Origin of the sequence: Megasphaera massiliensis (genome assembly GCF_036305205.1) — a bacterium.
Taxonomy (GTDB): Bacteria; Bacillota; Negativicutes; order Veillonellales; family Megasphaeraceae; genus Megasphaera; species Megasphaera massiliensis.
On record NZ_JAXIXE010000027.1, the window covers coordinates 55,360 to 73,676 of the forward strand.

Annotated in this window: 18 protein-coding genes; 10 read left to right on the top strand and 8 right to left on the bottom strand. The window is 55.4% G+C overall.

All coding sequences use genetic code 11. From position 1 onward, the window contains the following. Positions 1-43: 43 nt before the first annotated feature. From rplS to UCI88_RS05150, 6 genes are all read left to right on the top strand, one after another. The gene (rplS, locus tag UCI88_RS05125) at positions 44-385 is read left to right on the top strand and encodes a 50S ribosomal protein L19 (RefSeq protein WP_044503957.1); all 342 of its coding nucleotides are present in this window, start codon (positions 44-46) and stop codon (positions 383-385) included. 205 nt (positions 386-590) lie between these two features. Next, positions 591-1,595 carry a biotin synthase BioB gene (gene bioB / locus UCI88_RS05130; protein ID WP_256179558.1) on the top strand — a complete coding sequence of 335 codons (1,005 nt, stop codon included), beginning with the start codon at positions 591-593 and terminating at the stop codon, positions 1,593-1,595. Positions 1,596-1,941: 346 nt separating this feature from the next. Further along, positions 1,942-2,502 (top strand): shikimate kinase, encoded by a 561-nt coding sequence (locus UCI88_RS05135; RefSeq protein ID WP_081651710.1) that lies wholly within the window; start codon positions 1,942-1,944, stop codon positions 2,500-2,502. Further along, complete coding sequence (pfkA, locus tag UCI88_RS05140; protein WP_044503955.1) at positions 2,499-3,461, top strand: 6-phosphofructokinase; 963 nt, start codon at positions 2,499-2,501, stop codon at positions 3,459-3,461. The genes UCI88_RS05135 and pfkA overlap by 4 nt, the downstream gene beginning before the upstream one ends. A gap of 241 nt (positions 3,462-3,702) precedes the next feature. Further along, positions 3,703-4,368 (top strand): amino acid ABC transporter permease, encoded by a 666-nt coding sequence (locus UCI88_RS05145; RefSeq protein WP_044503954.1) that lies wholly within the window; start codon positions 3,703-3,705, stop codon positions 4,366-4,368. Further along, positions 4,355-5,074, top strand: coding sequence for an amino acid ABC transporter ATP-binding protein (locus UCI88_RS05150; RefSeq protein ID WP_044503953.1), 720 nt, complete (start codon positions 4,355-4,357; stop codon positions 5,072-5,074). The genes UCI88_RS05145 and UCI88_RS05150 overlap by 14 nt, the downstream gene beginning before the upstream one ends. 93 nt (positions 5,075-5,167) lie before the next feature. Here the strand turns inward: UCI88_RS05150 and UCI88_RS11440 are convergent, their stop codons facing one another. The 8 genes from UCI88_RS11440 to UCI88_RS05185 form a co-directional block, all read right to left on the bottom strand. Continuing rightward, positions 5,168-5,482: a ribbon-helix-helix protein, CopG family gene (locus tag UCI88_RS11440; RefSeq protein WP_353867030.1), complete on the bottom strand. Its 315-nt coding sequence runs from the start codon at positions 5,480-5,482 to the stop codon at positions 5,168-5,170. Beyond that, the gene (hemL, locus tag UCI88_RS05155) at positions 5,364-6,653 is read right to left on the bottom strand and encodes a glutamate-1-semialdehyde 2,1-aminomutase (protein ID WP_256179557.1); all 1,290 of its coding nucleotides are present in this window, start codon (positions 6,651-6,653) and stop codon (positions 5,364-5,366) included. Before hemL ends, UCI88_RS11440 begins: the two co-directional genes overlap by 119 nt. Positions 6,654-6,665: 12 nt before the next feature. Beyond that, the gene (gene hemA / locus UCI88_RS05160) at positions 6,666-7,934 is read right to left on the bottom strand and encodes a glutamyl-tRNA reductase (protein ID WP_044503951.1); all 1,269 of its coding nucleotides are present in this window, start codon (positions 7,932-7,934) and stop codon (positions 6,666-6,668) included. A gap of 2 nt (positions 7,935-7,936) precedes the next feature. Then, entirely contained in the window at positions 7,937-8,926 is a 990-nt protein-coding gene (hemB, locus tag UCI88_RS05165; RefSeq protein WP_256179556.1) for a porphobilinogen synthase, read from the bottom strand. Beyond that, a complete protein-coding gene (gene cobA / locus UCI88_RS05170; protein ID WP_302357022.1) occupies positions 8,923-10,443 on the bottom strand; it encodes a uroporphyrinogen-III C-methyltransferase in 1,521 nt (506 codons plus the stop codon). The genes hemB and cobA overlap by 4 nt, the downstream gene beginning before the upstream one ends. Positions 10,444-10,455: 12 nt before the next feature. Next, positions 10,456-11,391 (bottom strand): hydroxymethylbilane synthase, encoded by a 936-nt coding sequence (gene hemC / locus UCI88_RS05175; RefSeq protein ID WP_256179554.1) that lies wholly within the window; start codon positions 11,389-11,391, stop codon positions 10,456-10,458. Continuing rightward, positions 11,381-12,028: a precorrin-2 dehydrogenase/sirohydrochlorin ferrochelatase family protein gene (locus UCI88_RS05180; RefSeq protein WP_256179553.1), complete on the bottom strand. Its 648-nt coding sequence runs from the start codon at positions 12,026-12,028 to the stop codon at positions 11,381-11,383. The genes hemC and UCI88_RS05180 overlap by 11 nt, the downstream gene beginning before the upstream one ends. Positions 12,029-12,176: 148 nt before the next feature. Continuing rightward, positions 12,177-12,740, bottom strand: a complete 564-nt coding sequence (locus UCI88_RS05185; protein ID WP_256179552.1) for a flavodoxin family protein — start codon at positions 12,738-12,740, stop codon at positions 12,177-12,179. A gap of 284 nt (positions 12,741-13,024) precedes the next feature. Between UCI88_RS05185 and UCI88_RS05190 the strand changes: the two genes are divergently transcribed. From UCI88_RS05190 to UCI88_RS05205, 4 genes are read left to right on the top strand one after another with little or no spacing between them, the layout of a single operon-like run. Further along, entirely contained in the window at positions 13,025-14,587 is a 1,563-nt protein-coding gene (locus UCI88_RS05190) for a gluconokinase (RefSeq protein WP_256179551.1), read from the top strand. A gap of 29 nt (positions 14,588-14,616) precedes the next feature. Next, positions 14,617-16,029, top strand: coding sequence for a decarboxylating NADP(+)-dependent phosphogluconate dehydrogenase (gene gnd, locus UCI88_RS05195; protein WP_256179550.1), 1,413 nt, complete (start codon positions 14,617-14,619; stop codon positions 16,027-16,029). 15 nt (positions 16,030-16,044) lie between these two features. Continuing rightward, entirely contained in the window at positions 16,045-17,364 is a 1,320-nt protein-coding gene (locus UCI88_RS05200; RefSeq protein WP_044503944.1) for a gluconate:H+ symporter, read from the top strand. Between the two features lie 35 nt (positions 17,365-17,399). Continuing rightward, a complete protein-coding gene (locus UCI88_RS05205) occupies positions 17,400-18,257 on the top strand; it encodes a MurR/RpiR family transcriptional regulator (protein ID WP_256179549.1) in 858 nt (285 codons plus the stop codon). The last annotated feature ends 60 nt before the right edge of the window (positions 18,258-18,317 follow it).

Consider the following 18,317-nt stretch of genomic DNA (forward strand, 5'->3'; position numbering starts at 1 on the left):
GGCGGCAACGGGGTAAGAATGTCTTATAGGAGGAAAAAGAGCAATGAACATTATCAGCGTACTTGAACAGGAACAGCTTCGTGACGATATCCCGGCATTCCGCCCTGGGGATACTGTCAAAGTTCACGTAAAGGTTGTCGAAGGCAATCGTGAACGTATCCAGATCTTTGAAGGTGTCGTTATCGGCCGTCAGAACGGCGGTGTCCGCGAAACTTTCACTGTCCGCCGCATTTCCTATGGCGTCGGTGTTGAACGTACTTTCTTAGTACATTCGCCGCGTCTGGCTAAAATCGAAGTCGTTCGCCACGGTATCGTTCGCCGTGCAAAACTGCACTATCTCCGCGGTCTTACCGGCAAAGCTGCCCGTATCCGCGAACGCCGATAAGCTATTGGCAAGAACACTTGAAAAAAGGTCTGTCGCAACTGCGACGGGCCTTTTTTTGTGCCCTTAGGGGAGTTGACAGCGCCTGTCACGGAGAAGTACGAGTTTATTGTTAACCTATTACCGTGAAATAATTGGTTGACTAGAGGCCTTTCAGCGCGTATAATAATCCCATAGTCACTAATAGAAAGAGGGGCATTGGTTAACAATGAATACAATCGCAGGTTTAACGGAACGAATTTTACAAGGCTATCGCATCAAACGGGGTGACGATCTGAGCCTTTTTTTGACGGCACCGCTGGCTGAACTGCAAGAAGGGGCCGGCGTACTGCAGCGCCATTTTTGCGGCAATCACGTCGACTTCTGCACCATCATCAACGGCCGCAGCGGCCGCTGCAGCGAAGACTGTAAATACTGTGCGCAATCGGCCTGTCATCATACTGGCTGTGACGAATACGATTTCCTTCCCAAAGAAGAAATCATGGCCAATGCCAAGGCCAATCAGGACGCCGGAGCCAACCGCTTTGCCATCGTTACCTCCGGCCGGGCCTTGTCGGGGAAGGATTTTGAAAAAGCCCTCGACACCTATCGGGCGATGAAGGGGGAACTCCACATCGGTCTCTGCGCCTCCCACGGCTTGCTTTCGAGAGCGCAGCTCCACGCTCTTCGCCAAACGGGCGTTACCAGCTACCATCACAACATCGAAACGTCGCGGCGATTCTTCCCGGAGATTTGCACGACCCATACGTATGACGACCGCATCCGGACGATTAAAGATGCCCAGGCCGAAGGCCTCTGCGTCTGTTCCGGCGGCATCATCGGCATGGGCGAAACCTGGGAAGACCGCTTGGATATGGCCCTTAGCCTCTCCGAACTCGGCATCGAATCGATCCCCATCAACGCCTTGATGCCCATTCCCGGCACGCCCTTTGAAGGTAGGAAAGAACTGTCCGGCGACGATATCCTGCGGACCATTGCCTTCTTCCGCTTCATCAATCCCGAAGCCAACATCCGCCTGGCTGCCGGCCGCAAACTTTTACCTGAAAACGGGGCTACGGCCCTCCTTGCCGGCGCTTCGGCGTCGATTACGGGCAATATGCTGACCACGTCGGGCTCGACCATCGTCGAAGACATGGCCATGATCAAGCGCCTGGGACTGACCAATGACGCTGCTGAAGAAGGGGGAAACTGCGGCACGACCTGCGCTTCGTAAAAAAGCTGTGAGGGCCCTTCGGGAGCTTTCGGCTGACGATACAAGAGATTTGCCTTGGGCAGGTCTCTTTTTTTTATAAGGTCCTACAAAGTGGGACCTAAATAGACCCCGTAGGGACACTCTGTTTTTTTATTCCCCTTGGAAAAGGGCCGCGACGATTGGCAGAATGACGGGCTCGAGCACGTTTTCGGCAATCGTGGAGAGGGTTCTTCTTTTTTGACTGTCCCGCTCTATTTATAGTAATATGAAGAAAAAGTACGGCTTTTTTTGTGTCAACAGGAAAGAAGTATGATAAAATAGGAAGGTACATATGCAGAATAGACTACTTGGAGGAGGTGTGCCGATCATGATGAAGCGGAATATCGTCCTCGTCGGGATGATGGGGAGCGGTAAGAGTCATATTGGCCGTAAGCTGGCGCAACGCCTCAATTGGCAGTTTGTCGACACGGATAGGCGTATCGAGCGGGCCGTAGGCATGACGATTGCCGATTTCTTTGCCAGCCATGGAGAACAGGCGTTTCGAGAGCGGGAGCTCAATATCTTACAGCAAGTCAGCCGGTATCATGAAGCGGTAATTTCTTTTGGCGGCAACTTTCCCATGAATGTCGATACGTATCGTATCTTGCATCGTCATGGCTTTATCGTTGCCCTCTTATCCGAGCCGTTTCGCGTCGAGGAAAGAGTCAGCCGCCACATTGGAAAGCGGCCGACCGTGGACTACGACAATCTTCATGATTTTGTCCATACTATGATGAAACAGTGGGAAGAGATCTATCCGTACTGCGACGGCGTCGTCGATACGACACGCGGGGGAGCGTCACAGATCGTCGAATCCATTGTCCATAAAATCAATGAAAGGCATGTGCAGTTTATTGCCAGGGAAAAGAAGGAGACTGATGTAAAATGATCAACAAAATCGGAGTATTGACCAGCGGCGGGGATGCGCCGGGAATGAATGCGGCCATCCGCGGGGTCACGCGGTATGCTATTCAGCGCGGCCTGACCGTCGAAGGGATTATTCGCGGTTATGAAGGTTTACTGCGTCATGAAACGCGTCCCTTGGGTCGACGCGATGTCGGCGCGATCATTCATCACGGGGGGACTGTACTTCGGACAGCCCGCTGCTTGGAATTCAAAGAAAAAGAAACGCAGCAGAAAGCTGCTGAATATTTACGGGAACAGGAAATCGACGCCTTAGTCGTCATCGGCGGTGACGGTTCCATGCGCGGTGCCGAAGCCTTGGCCGGCTTTGGTTTTCCGACGGTTACCATTCCCGGGACCATCGACAACGATATGGTCGGGACCCAGTATACCTTAGGTTTCGACACGGCCGTCAATACGGTCCTCGAATCGGTCAATAAGATCCGTGATACGGCCTTTTCCCACGACCGCGTCGCCGTCATTGAAGTCATGGGCCGCGAAGCCGGCTTCATCGCCCTTAACGCCGGCATGGCCTCCGGTGCCGAAGCCGTCTTGATTCCGGAACATAAAGTCGACCTGGCGGCGCTCTGCGAGCATTTGGAAGAATCGCACCGCATGAAGAAGCTGAGCAGCATCGTCATCGTCGCCGAAGGGGCTGCTAAAGGCTCTGACGTCGTCGACTATATCAAGGAACATACGTATCTGTCGCCGAACCTGACCGTCCTCGGCTACGTACAGCGCGGCGGGGCTCCGTCGGCTTACGATGCCATCATGGCCGGCCGCTTTGCCCAGAAAGCTGTCGACAGCCTCTTAGACGGCACTTATAACAGTGTCATCGGCCTCATCGACAACAAGGTCGTTGCCACGCCCTATGAAGAAGCCGCCAAGCTTCGCTATCCCATTGACGAAAACCTCTTTGAACTGGTTCATTTCTTAGGCCGATAGATATCTTCTCACAGCGGCTGCCCGTCGGCTTTTGCCGCTGTGCCTGCAAATAGGGAATACATAAGGGAGCCTTCCTTTATGCATTCCTTTTTTTGTCGTTTTCTGTCAAATACGGGCAAAAAAGCGGCAGGAGATGAAGAAAATTTATTAAATCTGAATTGACATCACATAAATATGCAAGTATAATAAGATAGCATGTGTTTTTGTATATTTATCTGTATCATCAAGAGGAGTGTTATTCATGTCATTTGATTTTAGCCTGATTTGGAATTCATTGCCTCTGCTGTTGGCAGGCGCCGGTGTTACCATTGAAATCACGGCCATTGCCGTCGGCTTAGGTTTTGTATTCGGCCTGATTACCAGTGTGTGCCGCTTGTCAGGAGTCAAAATATTGAACATCCTGGCTGTCTGCTACGTCAATATTATCCGCGGGACGCCGCTCTTAGTCCAGATCTTTTTGATTTACTTTGCCCTGCCCATGATCATCGGCGAACGGATCAACCCCTTCGTCGCTGCCGTTGCCGCCTGTTCTGTCAACAGTGGGGCTTATGTGGCAGAAATCTTCCGTGCCGGCATTCAGTCTGTCGATAAGGGACAAATGGAAGCCGGTCGGTCTCTCGGCCTGTCGTGGATGCAGACTATGCGCTACATCATTTTGCCCCAGGCTTTCAAACACGTCATTCCGCCTCTTGGCAATGAATTTATTTCCATGACCAAAGAAACGTCCCTGGTTTCGGTCATCGGCTTTGAAGAATTGACCCGCCGGGGCCAGCTGATCATCGCTAAGACCTACGGCTCGTTTGAAATCTGGCTGACCGTCGCTTTTATTTATTTGGTCATGACCTTTACCATCGCCCAGTTGGTAAGCTATTTGGAACGGAGGTTTGCAACGGATGATAGAAATTAAAGGGTTGAAAAAAAGCTTTGGCAAACACGAGGTTCTTCGGGGCATCGATTTGACCATTCAAGATAAAGAAGTCGTCGTCATCATCGGCCCGTCCGGGTCCGGCAAGAGTACGATTCTCCGCTGTATCAATTACCTGGAAGAACCGACGGCCGGCGAAATCATCGTCGACGGCATCAGCATGAACGATGCTAAGAGCATCAACAGCGTCCGCAAGGAAGTCGGCATGGTCTTCCAGCGGTTCAATCTCTTCCCGCACATGACGGTCTTGGAAAACATCATCTTGTCGCCCATGAAGACCCGTGGGGAAAGCAAGGAAGCCGCGACGGAAGTGGCTCTTCAGCTCCTCGAAAAAGTCGGTCTGGCCGATAAGAAGGATGCCTATCCCGAAACCTTATCCGGCGGCCAGCAGCAGCGTGTGGCCATTGCCCGCGCCTTGGCTATGAAGCCGAAATTCATCCTCTTCGACGAACCGACGTCGGCCCTTGACCCGGAAATGGTCCGCGAAGTTCTCGACGTCATCAAAGACCTGGCCCACGACGGCATGTCCATGGCCATCGTCACCCACGAAATGGGTTTTGCCCGCGAAGTGGCCGATCGAGTCTTATTCGTCGATGAAGGCAAGATTCTGGAACAGGGGAAACCGGACGATCTCTTCTCTCATCCGAAGGAAGAACGGACCCAGGCTTTCTTGTCGAAAATCTTATAAGAGACAGCTTTTCCTAAAAGAGAAGGGCTGTGAAAAAATCCCGTTTGAGCGATGGCTCAGACGGGATTTTTTGTGTGGGGATAAGTTTGTTATTTAATCATCTTTATGCTTTTCCAGGTATTGTTCTATCCAGCTTCTAATTAATGCACTCTTATTAACGCTATAGCGTTCTGTCACTTCATTAAATCGCTTAAGTAACGTTTCATCGATTCTGAATTGTATTGCTTTTGTCTTTTCCTTTTTGTCGGGCTGATTTATCACGATGTACCTTCTTTCGGTCTTATATATATTATAAGGTGCGGAAGGCCTTTTCAGCAGCTTTAATCGTCTTTTCGATGTCGGCATCGCTGTGAGCGCCGGAGACGAAGTTCGTTTCAAAGGGCGACGGAGCCAGGTAAATGCCGTCATTCAGCATAGACAGGAAGTAGCTCTTGAAGGCCTCGGCGTCGCAGCCTTCGGCATCGGCGTAGTTCGTGACCGGTCGGTCGCTGAAAAAGACGCTGAACATGGTGCCGGCCTGGGGGACCTGGACCTGGACGCCGGCTTTTTCGGCGGCCTGACGGATTCCTTCGGTAAGGGTCGATGTCTTTTCCGTGACCTTTTCGATATAGTTCGGATCTTCCGTAATGATGCGCAGCGTTTCAAGGCCGGCTGCCATGGCCAGGGGGTTGCCGCTTAAGGTGCCTGCCTGGTAGACCGGACCCTCCGGCGAGACGCAGTCCATGATGGCTTTTTTTCCGCCGTAGGCTGCGACGGGCAGGCCGCCGCCAATGATCTTCCCTAAGGTCGTCATGTCGGGCTCAATATGGTAGAGGCTCTGAGCCCCGTGAAGGGCCGAGCGGAAACCGCACATGACTTCGTCAAAGATGAGGACCGTGCCGTGTTTCTTCGTTTCTTCCCGGAGGAGGTCGAGGTAGCCTTCTTGGGGGAGGACGAGGCCCATGTTGCCGGCAATGGGTTCGACGATGACGGCAGCGATATCGTCGCCGCTACGGTCCATCAGGGCCTTAAAGGCGGCGGCATCGTTATAAGGGACGGTCAGGGTATCTTTGGCCGTGCCGGCCGTAACCCCCGGGCTGTCAGGCTGACCGAAGGTGGCGGCGCCGCTGCCGGCCTTGACTAAGAGGCTGTCGCCGTGGCCGTGATAGCAGCCGATGAATTTGACGATCTTTTCCCGGCCCGTATAGCCTCGGGCGGCGCGGATGGCGCTCATCGTCGCTTCCGTACCGGAATTGACCATGCGCAGTTTTTCGATGGACGGGTAGACCTGGCGAACGAGTTTGGCCAAATCGGACTCGACGAGGGTCGGTGCGCCGTAGCTCGTGCCCCGTTCGGCCGCTTCCTGGAGGGCTTTGACGACGCGGGGATGGGCGTGGCCGACGATCATGGGACCCCAGGATCCGACGTAGTCGATATACTCGTTGCCGTCGATGTCGATGATGGTACTGCCCTTGGCCCGGGCGATAAAAGGCGGCGGGCAGCCGATACGGCTGTAGGAACGGACCGGGCTGTTGACGCCGCCCGGCATGAGGGTCTGCGCTTCGGAAAACGCGGCCCTTGATTTTTCTAAGGAAATCATGGAAAGGCCTCCTTACTCTTTAATGTCTAACTTGAATACGTTTTGCAGTTCGCGGACGACCTGCGCTTCGTCAGGCGTATGGGCCGCTTCGACGGTGCGCTGCAAGGGCGCACGCAGGATTTTGCGGACTAAGATGTGCGATAAGTTTTCGACGACGCGAAATTGTTCGTCCGTCAGTTCCGGCAGTTTGCTGCGGGCCTTTTTGACGAAGTGGCGCCGCGTCTGTTCGGCCTGCTGAGAGAGGCTGACGACGACGGGCCGGACCGAAAGGTAGCGGTAGCGCTCGACCATGGCGGTGACGGCTTCGTCGACGATGACTTTGGCGGCGACGGCTTCTCGCTGTCGGGCCGCTTCGTTGTCGTGGACGATGTCTTCTAAATCGTCGATATTGTATAAGGTGACGCCGTCGATAGCAGCGGCATCGGGAGAAATGTCGCGGGGGACGGCGATGTCGATGAGCAGGAGGGGCCGCCCCTTACGCCGTTCCTGGAAGCGGCGCAGGCGGGGGACGGTGACGACGTAATGCGGTGCCCCCGTCGAGGCGATGACGATGTCGACGTCGTCCACGATCGTTTCGGCTTCTTTGTAATGAACGGCCTGACCGCCGACGTCGCCGGCCAGTTCTTGGGCGCGTTCTAAGTGGCGGTTGACGATGTAGAGTTTATCGGCGCCTTTTCCGAGAAAGTTTTGGGCCGTCAGGCGGGCCATCTGGCCGGCACCGTAGAGAAGAAGCCCTTTTCCTTTTAAGGAACCGAAGACCTTTTCCGCCATTTGGACGGCCGTATAACTGACCGATACGGCGTGGTAGGCGATGTGCGTGTCCGTTCGGATCCTTTTTCCGACGGCGATGGCCTGCTGAAAGAGCATATTTAAGATGGCCCCGGTAGCCCCGTGTTCATGGGCCATGACGTAGGCCTGTTTGACCTGGCTTAAGATTTGGCCTTCGCCGATGACGAGGGAGTCGAGACTGGCGGCGACGGTGAATAAATGGGCGATGCATTCCTTTCCTGTGTAGCGGTAGAAATAGGACGGGTTATAGGTCGGTTTTCCCGCCAAATCGAGGAAGAAGTCGCGCAGGGCCTGTTCGTTTTCCCGGATGTCATCGACGACGGCGTAGACTTCGGAGCGGTTGCACGTCGACAGGACAACGGCTTCGCGAAGGCCGCCGTAGTCGTCGAGGTGCTGAAGGCTGCTGCCGATGGCGTCCGGTGTCATGGCAAATTGTTCCCGAATGGCGACGGGGACCGTTTTATGATTGAGTCCGACGATGACTAAATCCATGGCTAAACCTCGATGTCGCCGTTTTTCAGCCATCGGGCGACGTCGATGGCGTGGTAGGTGATGATGATGTCCGAACCGGCTCGCTTCATGCTGAGCAGGGATTCGGTGACGATGCGCTTTTCGTCGATCCAGCCTTTTTGGGCCGCCGCCTTGACCATGGCGTACTCGCCGCTGACGTTGTACGTGGCAATGGGCCGCTGGCAGCGTTCCCGGGCCTGGTGGACAATGTCGAGGTAGGCCAGGGCCGGTTTGACCATGATGATGTCGGCACCTTCGTCGAGGTCGAGGTCGATTTCTTTCATGGCTTCGCGGCTGTTGGCCGGGTCCATCTGATAGCCCCGGCGGTCGCCGAAGTGAGGTGCCGAATCGGCCGCATCGCGGAAGGGGCCGTAATAGGCCGAGGCGTATTTAGCGGCGTAGGACATGATGCTGATGTCCGTGAAACCATGATCGTCGAGAGCCTTTCGGATGGAAGCGACGCGGCCGTCCATCATGTCTGACGGGGCGATGATGTCGGCACCGGCTTCTGCCTGGCTGAGGGCAACTTTATTGAGGAGTTCCAAGGTGGCATCGTTATCGACTTCGTGGCCGCAAAGTTTGCCGCAGTGGCCGTGGCTCGTATACTGACAGAGGCAGACGTCGCCGACGATGACCATGTCGGGCACGGCTTTTTTGATGGCCTTCATGGCACGCTGGACCGGGCTTTCCGGATCCCAGGCACTGGAACCGATGTCGTCTTTATAGGCCGGCAGGCCGAAGATTTCGATGCCTTTGATGCCGAGTTCCCGGATTTCTTCAGCTAAGGCGACGGCATTGTCGACGGACAGGTGGTAACAGCCGGGCATGCTGGGAATCTCTTCTTTGACCTTCGTTCCGGGGACGACGAAAATGGGGTAGATGAAATCGTTCAGGGACAGGTGATTTTCCCGTATCATAGCCCGCATCGGTGCCGAACGGCGCAGACGGCGGGGACGGAGGGTATTTATGGTCATTGTTTTTCTAATCTCCAATCTTTTATACAATCAGTCAGACCTCTTGTCGTGTAGGTCGAGGCTGTCAGGATATGGTTCAGGCCCTGTTCGCGGCACGTCCGGGCCGTAATGGGACCGATGCAGGCAAAGGTCAGGTCGTCGAGGGCGGTGCCGGCATCTTTGGTGAGTTCCAGAAAATGGCGGACTGCCGACGAACTGGTGACGGTGACGACGTCGATTTTTCCGTCCGTCAATAGTTTTTCCAGGCGTTCCTTATTTTCGACGGCGCCGACGGTTTGGTAGGCTTCACAGATATCGACGGAGGCCCCGTGACGGCGGAGGGTATCGGGCAAGAAGGAGCGGGCTTCTTTGGCGCGGGGGATGAGGATTTTTTCGCCGCCTCTAAGGTGGGGTGATAAGGCTTCGAAGAGTCCTTCGGCACAGTAGGCCCGGGGGACGACGTCGGCGGTCAGGCCGTGTGTTAAGAGGGCCTCTGCCGTGGCGCTGCCGATGGCGGCCAGTTTAGCCCGTCCTAAGGCGCGGCTGTCGAGATTTTTTTTCGACAGGCGGCGGAAAAAGGTGTCGACGCCGTTGGTGCTGGTGAAAATCAGCCAGTCGTAGCCTGAAATCTTGTCGATGGCGGTATCGAGGGCGGCATAATCGTCGCTCGGCCGTTCGATGCGGATCGTCGGGACTTCGATACACGATGCGCCCAAGTCTTCCAGCTGCCGGGTCAGGGCCGGCGCCTGGGCATGGGTGCGGGTGACGGCGATGCGCAGGCCAAAGAGCGGTTTCGTATCGAACCACTGCATGGATGGCCTAAGGGATACGACGTCGCCGACGACGAAGATGGCCGGCGCCTTGAAGCCTTGTTCGGCAGCCTTTTGGGCGATATCGCCGACGGTAGCCACTAACGTTTCCTGGATGGGCTTGGTGCCCCAGCGGACGAGGGCCGCCGGCGTGTCGGCCCTTCTTCCGTGGGCCATTAATTCTTTCGTAATCAAGGGCAGGTTGTGGACGCCCATGAGGAAGACTAAGGTATCGACGGCCGTTGCCAGTTTGTCCCAACGGATGGACGATTCTTTCTTCGTCGGATCTTCATGGCCGGTGACGACGGCAAAGGACGAAGCCGCTGTCCGGTCGGTGACGGGAATGCCGGCGTAGGCCGCAGCGCCGATGGCTGAGGTCACGCCGGGAATGATTTCAAAGGGGATGCCGGCGTCGTGAAGGGCCCGGCTTTCTTCGCCGCCGCGGCCGAAGACGAAAGGGTCGCCGCCTTTGAGGCGGACGACGACCTTTCCGGCACGGGCTTTTTCAAGGAGTAAGTCGATGATTTTCTCTTGGGAGAGGGTGTGGTCGGCGGCTTTTTTGCCGACGTATATTTTTTCTGCATCGGGCCGGGTAAAATCGAGGAGCCGTTCATCCGCCAGGTAGTCGTAGATGACGACGTCGGCGAGACGGAGGACGTCGCGGCCCTTTAAGGTCAAGAGGCGGTAGTCGCCGGGGCCGGCGCCGGTGAGATATACAATGCCGTTCATGGAAAACCTCCTTTATTCGGCAGGGGTGATGCCGAGGTCTGTCAAAATTTGGCGGCCCCCACAGTCGAGGAGGGTCTTGGCAGCCGCTTGGCCAAGGGCCCGGCTGTCAGAAACAGGGCCTGTCGCCGTATGGCGGAAGACGCGGCTGCCGTCGGGGGCGGCGATGATGCAGGACAAGGTAAGCTGCCCGTCTTTGGCCTTGCCGTAGACGCCGACGGGGACCTGGCAGCTGCCGTTGATGGCGGCTAAAAAGGCCCGTTCCGCCGTCGTGGCCGCCGTCGTGCCCGGGTCGCAAAGAAAGGCTAAGGCCTGTTTCAGTTCATCGTCGTCGGTGCGGGTCTCGATGGCAAGCGCCCCTTGGCCGACGGCAGGAATCATGATGTCCGTCGGGAGAAGCTGGCTGATGCGGTTCGCAAGGCCCAGGCGATGGAGGCCGGCTTCGGCTAAGATGATGGCATCGTACTCGCCGTCATCGAGTTTTTTGAGCCGCGTATCGACGTTGCCCCGAAGGTCCCGAACCGTAAGGTCGGGACGGTAGGCGAGAAGCTGGGCCCTTCGGCGCAGGCTCGACGTGCCGACGCAGGCCTCCTGCGGCAGGGCGTCGAGGGATGTATAGCGATTCGATACCAAGACGTCGTGGACATGAGACCTGGCCGTGACGGCGGCTAAGCAGAGACCGTCCGGGAGGTCGGCAGGCAAATCTTTCAGGCTGTGGACGGCTAAATCGATGGTACCGGTGAGGAGCCGCGATTCGAGTTCTGTCGTAAAGAGTCCTTTGCCACCGATGCGGGCCAAGGGGACGTCGAGGATCTTGTCCCCTTTCGTAACGATATGCTCGAGGGTTACGGTCAGTTCCGAATCGTGACCTTCGAGGGCTTTTTTGATGTATTCGGCCTGCCATAAGGCCAGGGCGCTTTTGCGGGTGCCGATGGTCAGGTTACGTTTCATGGCGGCTCCTTTCAAATTCGATAAGCTTTTGGAATAGGCGGCGGCCGGCTTCGTCGATGTCATTGGCTTCGACGAGGTCCATGATGTCGTCCGAAAGGGCCGTGCGCCAAAAAGCATGACGGTCTTTCGAGGACGGCAGGGCCTCTTTGGCAGCACTTCTGACGCGGGCCACTTCGTCGAGCCAGCGACTGTAGCGGTCATCAAAGCGTTTTTCTAATCGTTGCCGCAGCCAGCGCGAGAAGGCCGGCCCCTTGCCGTTCGTTGAAATGGCAAGCTGCAAGTCCCCTTGGCGGACGACGGCCGGCAGGGTGAAACTGCATAGTTCGGGGACATCGCAGACGTTGATCGGTTTACCTGCTTCTTCAGCGGCCTGCGAGGCTATACGGCTTACGGCTTCATCATCGGTGGCGCAGATGATGAGGAAGAAGGGCTTTTCGTCGCCCACCTCATAGGGACGGGCCTTCCACGTGAGCCGGTGGGAAGCGGCCCAGTCTTTTACCGTGTTCGTTGCCGTCGGAGCGATGATGGTGACGGCGGCGCCTTCGTCGAGGAGGCGGGCCGCTTTTCGTTCGGCAACGGTACCGCCGCCGATGACCAGACAGGGGCGGTTTCGGAGATCTACATTTATAGGATACATAGGGAATCCTCGCTTTTTTATAATATATTCCTTATTATACACAATTCTCCGGAAAAAAGCGTGGCAACGACAACACTTTTGGAAAGAGGGATATGAGAAAATCCGTACAGTGCGGGACTGTACGGATTGATTGGCTGGAAGAAAAAAATCAGCGGATGAAGTTGGTCATGATCTTGGCTTCCGTCTGAGGTGCGTCGATACCGGCTTTTTTCCCGGCTTCGATGCATTTCAAAATCCAGGCCATGTTGCGGCCTAAGGTGCGCATGATCTGAAGGCCTTCTTCGTCGCGTTTGACTTCGTCCGGCGTGTTGCCGTGGACCATGGGCCAGTAACTCGAAGCGACGCTGATCATCTGATGGTAGGCCAGGTATTTATTGAGGACGTCTAAGGTCGCCGTCGTGCCGGCCCGGCGGGCAGAGGCGACGGTAGCACCGACTTTATGGACCAAGGCCGAACCTGCCATGCCGGCTAATTGGTCCATGAAGGACATGATTTCGCCTGTCGGCGAAGCCCAGTAGACCGGAGAACCGATAACCAGGCCGTCAGCTGCATTCAACTTTTCCGCAACGGCCGTGACGACGGCTTTATCAGGGACGGCGTGGATGATTTCCGCATCGATGCCGTTTTCACGGAGCGTATCGGCGACGACGGACAGGGCCGTATAGGTGCAGCCCTTTTCGCGGCGGCTGCCATTTAATAAGATAACCTTCATGGAAAATCCCTCCTAGATGGGTGACTGAATAGGCTCAGCCAACAAAACGATCATATATATCTATATATACCAAGATAACTATACCACAGGAAGGGAAATGGAGCAAGGCGGTCATCGTCAGGAAGGATGATTGCCTTTTTAGCATAGAAAAAGTCTTTCTTATGAAATAAAAATATCAAAATATAAAATTAAAAATGATATTTTTTATTGCATTTAGGAAATAGGCGTGGTATCATAAGGGCATCGAAAAGACTAGCCATGATTCATGAAAGGAAGTATGACTTATGAATACAATTACGCCGATGGATTCCGCCAATCAGGAAGTCTGGATTGGCGTCGATGTCGGAACGACCGGTGTCCGTGCCATTGCTTATACGGAAGAGGGGATCAATGTCTGCTCATCCGAAGCCTTTTATCCGTTGTTGACACCTCGTCCCGATTGGGCCGAAGAAAGCCCGCTCCAGATTCTCGAAGCCGTCCAGGATGTCATCCGTAAGACGACAGGCCAGCTCCGCTATAAGAATAAGGAACTGGCAGGCATTGCCTTGAGTACGGCCATGCACAGCTTTGCCGCCCTCGACGAAAATTTTGAACCTCTCCATGATATGCAGACCTGGGCCGACAGCCGCAGTGCTGCCATCGTCCGGGACATGAAGAAAGACGAAGCCTTGTGCCGCTCTTTCTACGAACGGACAGGCTGCCCGATTCACGCCTGCTATCCCTTGGCCAAAATCATCTGGCTCCGTCAGAACCAGCCCGAACTGTTCCGCCAAATGCGTTTCGTCGGTTCCCTGAAAGATTACTTATACTATCATCTGACCGGTGAGTGGCTCGTCGATAAGTCGACGGCCAGCACGACGGGCATGTACAACGAACACACCCTTGAATGGGACGACGAAATCATCGCCTATGCCGGTATCACCAAAGACCAGCTTCCGCCCGTCGTCTCGACGACGTACAGCCATGGACTGAGTGAAAAGGCAGCCAAGGATCTTCGCCTTTCCGAAGGCCTTCCCGTCGTCATCGGCGCCACAGACGGCGTCTTGGTCAACGTCGGCATCGGTGCCGTCGAACCGGGACAGATCAGCGGTACCATCGGTACCAGTGGGGCTCTTCGCATGCTGACCCGTCAACCTAAGATCGATCCGCAGATGCGTACTTGGTGCTACAACCTGACTGACGACATGTGGGTCGCCGGCGGGGCCATCAACAACGGCGGCATGATCCTGCGCTGGGTCCGTGACAAGATTTGCCATTACGGCGGAAACGCCCTGGAAATGCTCGACATCGATCCCTACGACCTGATGACCATGAAGGCCGAACACGTCGATGCCGGTGCCGACGGCCTCATCTGCCTGCCTTGCTTTACGGGCGAACGGGCACCGCACTGGAACTCCGAACTGCGGGGCATGTTCTTCGGCTTTTCCCTCAATCACAGTCGATCCCATATGATCCGTGCCGTCATGGAAGGCATTTGCTACAGCTTGAACAGCGTCATGGCCGCCCTGCGGGAATTCGGCGAGGTCAAGGACATCCGGGTCAGCGGCAGCTTTACCAAATCGAAGCTCTGGCTTCAGATCATGTCAGATGTCTTCAATGAACCGATTACCTTGCCCGACAACAGTGAAGGCGCAGCCTTTGGTGCCGCCGTCCTGGGCTTCATTTCAAGCGGTAAATTAAAGAGCATCGCCGATACGGCCAACTTGGTTCACGCCAAGAAAGTCTATACGCCCATTGAAGAAAACGCCGCCGTATACCGTGAGCTCTACGATATTTTCACTCGTCTCTACCAAAAATTACAAGGTGAATTTGCCGATATTGCGGCATACCAGCAGAAATCAAAATAATCATTTTCAGCAGAAAAGGGGATGTACTTATGATGCTTCATGATATTGGCGTCGTCGGCATGGCTGTTATGGGCAGTAACCTGGCCCTCAACATGGCCGACCACGGTTATGACGTCGCTGTATACAACTACACGCCGGATTTGACGGAAAAATTCCTCGAAGAACGGCCTCACGATAAGATCCATGGTTTTTTAGAACTCGATGAATTCCTGGCCTCCCTCAAACGGCCGCGCAAAATCATGCTCATGATCATGGCCGGAGCGCCTGTCGACAGCATGATCGACCAGCTCCTCTCGCGCCTCGATAAGGGAGATATCATCATCGACGGCGGCAACTCCTACTTCGGTGATACTCAGCGCCGCTGCGAACGCTGCCAAGAAGCGGGGATTCACTTCTACGGCATGGGCATTTCCGGCGGGGAAACGGGAGCCCGCCGCGGCCCGGCTATCATGCCCGGCGGCAATAAGGAAACGTACGCCGAAATCCAGCCCATTTATGAAGCCATTGCCGCCAAAGCCTCGGACGGCAAGCCTTGCTGCACCTATATCGGTTCCGACGGTGCCGGCCACTACGTCAAGATGGTTCACAACGGCATCGAATACGCCGATATGCAGCTCATTGCCGAAGCTTATTTGTTGCTGAAATACGTCGGCGGCTATGATAACGCGGCTATCTCCAAGATTTTCCACGACTGGAACCAAGGGGAACTCAAGAGCTTCCTCATCGGTATCGCCGCCGATATCTTTGCCGAAGACGACGAAGACGGCGGTCAGGTCCTCGACAAGATCGTCGACGCCGCCGGCCAGAAGGGGACCGGTCGCTGGACCAGCATCGAATCGATGAAACAAGGCGTCGATATCTCCATGATTACGGCAGCCTGCAACGCCCGGGTCATGTCCAATGCACCGAGCCGTGTCAAAGCGCAGCAGGCCATCGTCCGACCGGCTATTACGCCCGAGAGCGGGGACGATTTCATCGAAGCCGTCCGCCAGAGCCTGTACGCCGCTAAAATCGTCGCCTACGCCCAAGGCTTCTCCCTCTATAAGAGCGCTTCGGAAACGTATGACTGGCATCTTGATTACGGCGCCATCGCTTCCATTTTCCGGGCCGGCTGCATCATCCAGGCCGAATTTTTGACCAAGATCACCGAAGCTTACGGCAAGAATCCCGACCTCGACAACCTTTTGTTCGACGATTTCTTCCTCAAAAAAATCAATGACAACCAAGGTGCCCTGCGCCGCATCATCGGCCTCGCCGTCAGTCAGGGACTTCCCATTCCGGCTTTCTCGGCAGCACTCCAGTACGTCGATGCCTACAGCAGCCCTAAGGTTGGGGCTAACCTCATCCAGGCCCTGCGCGATTACTTCGGAGCTCATACCTTTAAGCGCGTCGATAAAGAAGGTACCTTCCATCATCAGTGGCACGAACACTATACGAAATAAAGGGGGTTTTTCATCATGCCACTCGTCATCCTTGCCATTGGCATTCTCATCTTATTTTTCCTCATTGTAAAAGTAAAACTCAATAGTTTTCTGGCCTTGCTCCTCGTCGCCGGCCTCGTCGGCCTTGCTGAAGGCATGCCTATCGATCAATTGATCCCGACCATTGAAAAGGGCCTTGGCGGTACCTTAGGCGGCCTTGCCATCGTCGTATCCTTCGGCGCCATGCTGGGCAAGCTCATGGCCGAAAGCGGCGGCGCCCAGCGCATCGCCACGACGCTGATTAACGTCTTCGGACGGGAAAAGGTAAAATGGGCCGTCTGCCTGACGGGCTTCATCGTCGGCATCGCCTTGTTCTATGAAATCGGCTTCGTCCTTCTCATTCCTTTAGTCTTTACTATCGCCGCGGAAGCGAAAATCCCTCTCCTCGAAGTCGGTATCCCCATGGCAGCGGCTCTGTCGGTCACCCACGGTTTCCTGCCGCCTCATCCCGGTCCGACGGCCATTGCCATCATCTATAATGCCGATATCGGCACGACCTTATTGTATGGCGCTGCCATTGCCATTCCGACGGCCATCGTCGCCGGCCCCTTGTACTGCAACTTGACCAAGGATATCAATCCGGAAATCCCCAAGGGTATGTACAATCCGAAAATCTTTAAGGACGAAGAAATGCCAAGCTTCGGCATCTCCGTCTTTACGGCCCTGGTTCCGGTCATCCTCATGGCCGCATCGGCTATCTCTAAATTGACCATGGATGCTGATTTGCCCCTGCGTCACGTCCTGACCTTCTTCGGCCAGCCCGATATTGCCCTGACCATTTCGGTGGCCATCGCTATCTATACCTTCGGTATCGGCCGCGGCAAATCGATGGAAGACGTCATGAAGACCGTACAGGATGCGGTCCTTGCCATTGCCATGATTTTACTCATCGTCGGCGGCGGCGGTGCCTTGAAGCAGGTCCTCATCGACAGTGGCCTCGGTCTTTATATCGGGGAACTTGTCGCTAACTCCGACCTCTCGCCGCTCTTCCTGGCTTGGCTGGTAGCTGCCGTCATCCGCACGGCCTGCGGTTCGGCCACCGTCGCAGCCCTCACGGCCGGCGGGATTGCCGCTCCTATTGCGGTCGCTACCGGTGCCAACCCGGAATTGATGGTCCTGGCAACCGGTGCCGGGTCACTCATCTTCAGCCCGCCCAATGATCCCGGTTTCTGGTTGTTCAAAGAATTTTTCGGCTTGACCATCAAAGAAACGGTCCGCACGTGGTGCGCCCTGGAAACGATCATCGCCGTCATGGGCCTCATCGGCGTCCTTGTCTTAAACGTATTTGTAGGGTAAAATAAGAAAGTAAATAATGAGTAGGAGAGAATCTTATGGAAGAAGCAAACATCCAGCGATTTCCCGTCCTGCGCAGTGTATACGGCGGTCTGACCAAGTCAGAGCGCCGTATTGCCGATTATATTGCCAATCACGCCGGCGTCGTCATGGAACAGACCGTAGCCGACTTGGCGGCGCAGACGGAAAGTTCAGAAATCACCATTTCACGGTTTTGTAAGAAATTAGGCTGCAGCGGCCTGAAAGAATTGAAAGTGATGTTGGCCGCAGGGCTGTCGACAGCGCCGCAAAAAGATTTTCACGATATTGCGTCCGGCGACGGCGGCCGCGACGTAGCCTCCAAAATCTTTGCCAATATATCTGAAGGACTTCAGGATACGCTGAGTCTCCTCGATTATGAGGCCCTCGATAGGGCGGCGGCTATGGTTTTGGCGGCCAACAGAGTCTATGTCTTCGGCTTCGGCAATTCGGCCACGGTTTGTGCCGATATGGAGACCCGGTTTTTGCGCCTGGGCTTGGCCATCCGGGCCGAATCCGATTCCCATATGCAGGTTACCGAAGCAGCCCTGATGACGGCCGACGACGTCGTCATTGCCGTCTCTCACAGTGGGGCTACAAAGGAACTCCTCCAGTCCGTTCGGGCGGCCAAGAAGGCCGGTGCCGGCATCATCGTCATCACCAGCCACGGCCGGTCGCTCCTGGCGGAAGAAGCCGATATCTGCCTCTGCGGCATGGGCCGCGAAGTCCAGTACACGTCGGAAGCCGGGGCCTCGCGCTTGATCCACATGGCCATTGGCGATGTCCTCTACACGCGGATTGCCATGCAGGAAAAGAGCCTTTTCCGGGGCAATATGGAAAAGATGCGAAAAGAAATCGGCAAGCGGCGGCAGTATTGATCTTTGGTATTACGCATGGAAAAGCAGCCTGCTGTTCATGAAGCAGCAGACTGCTTTTTT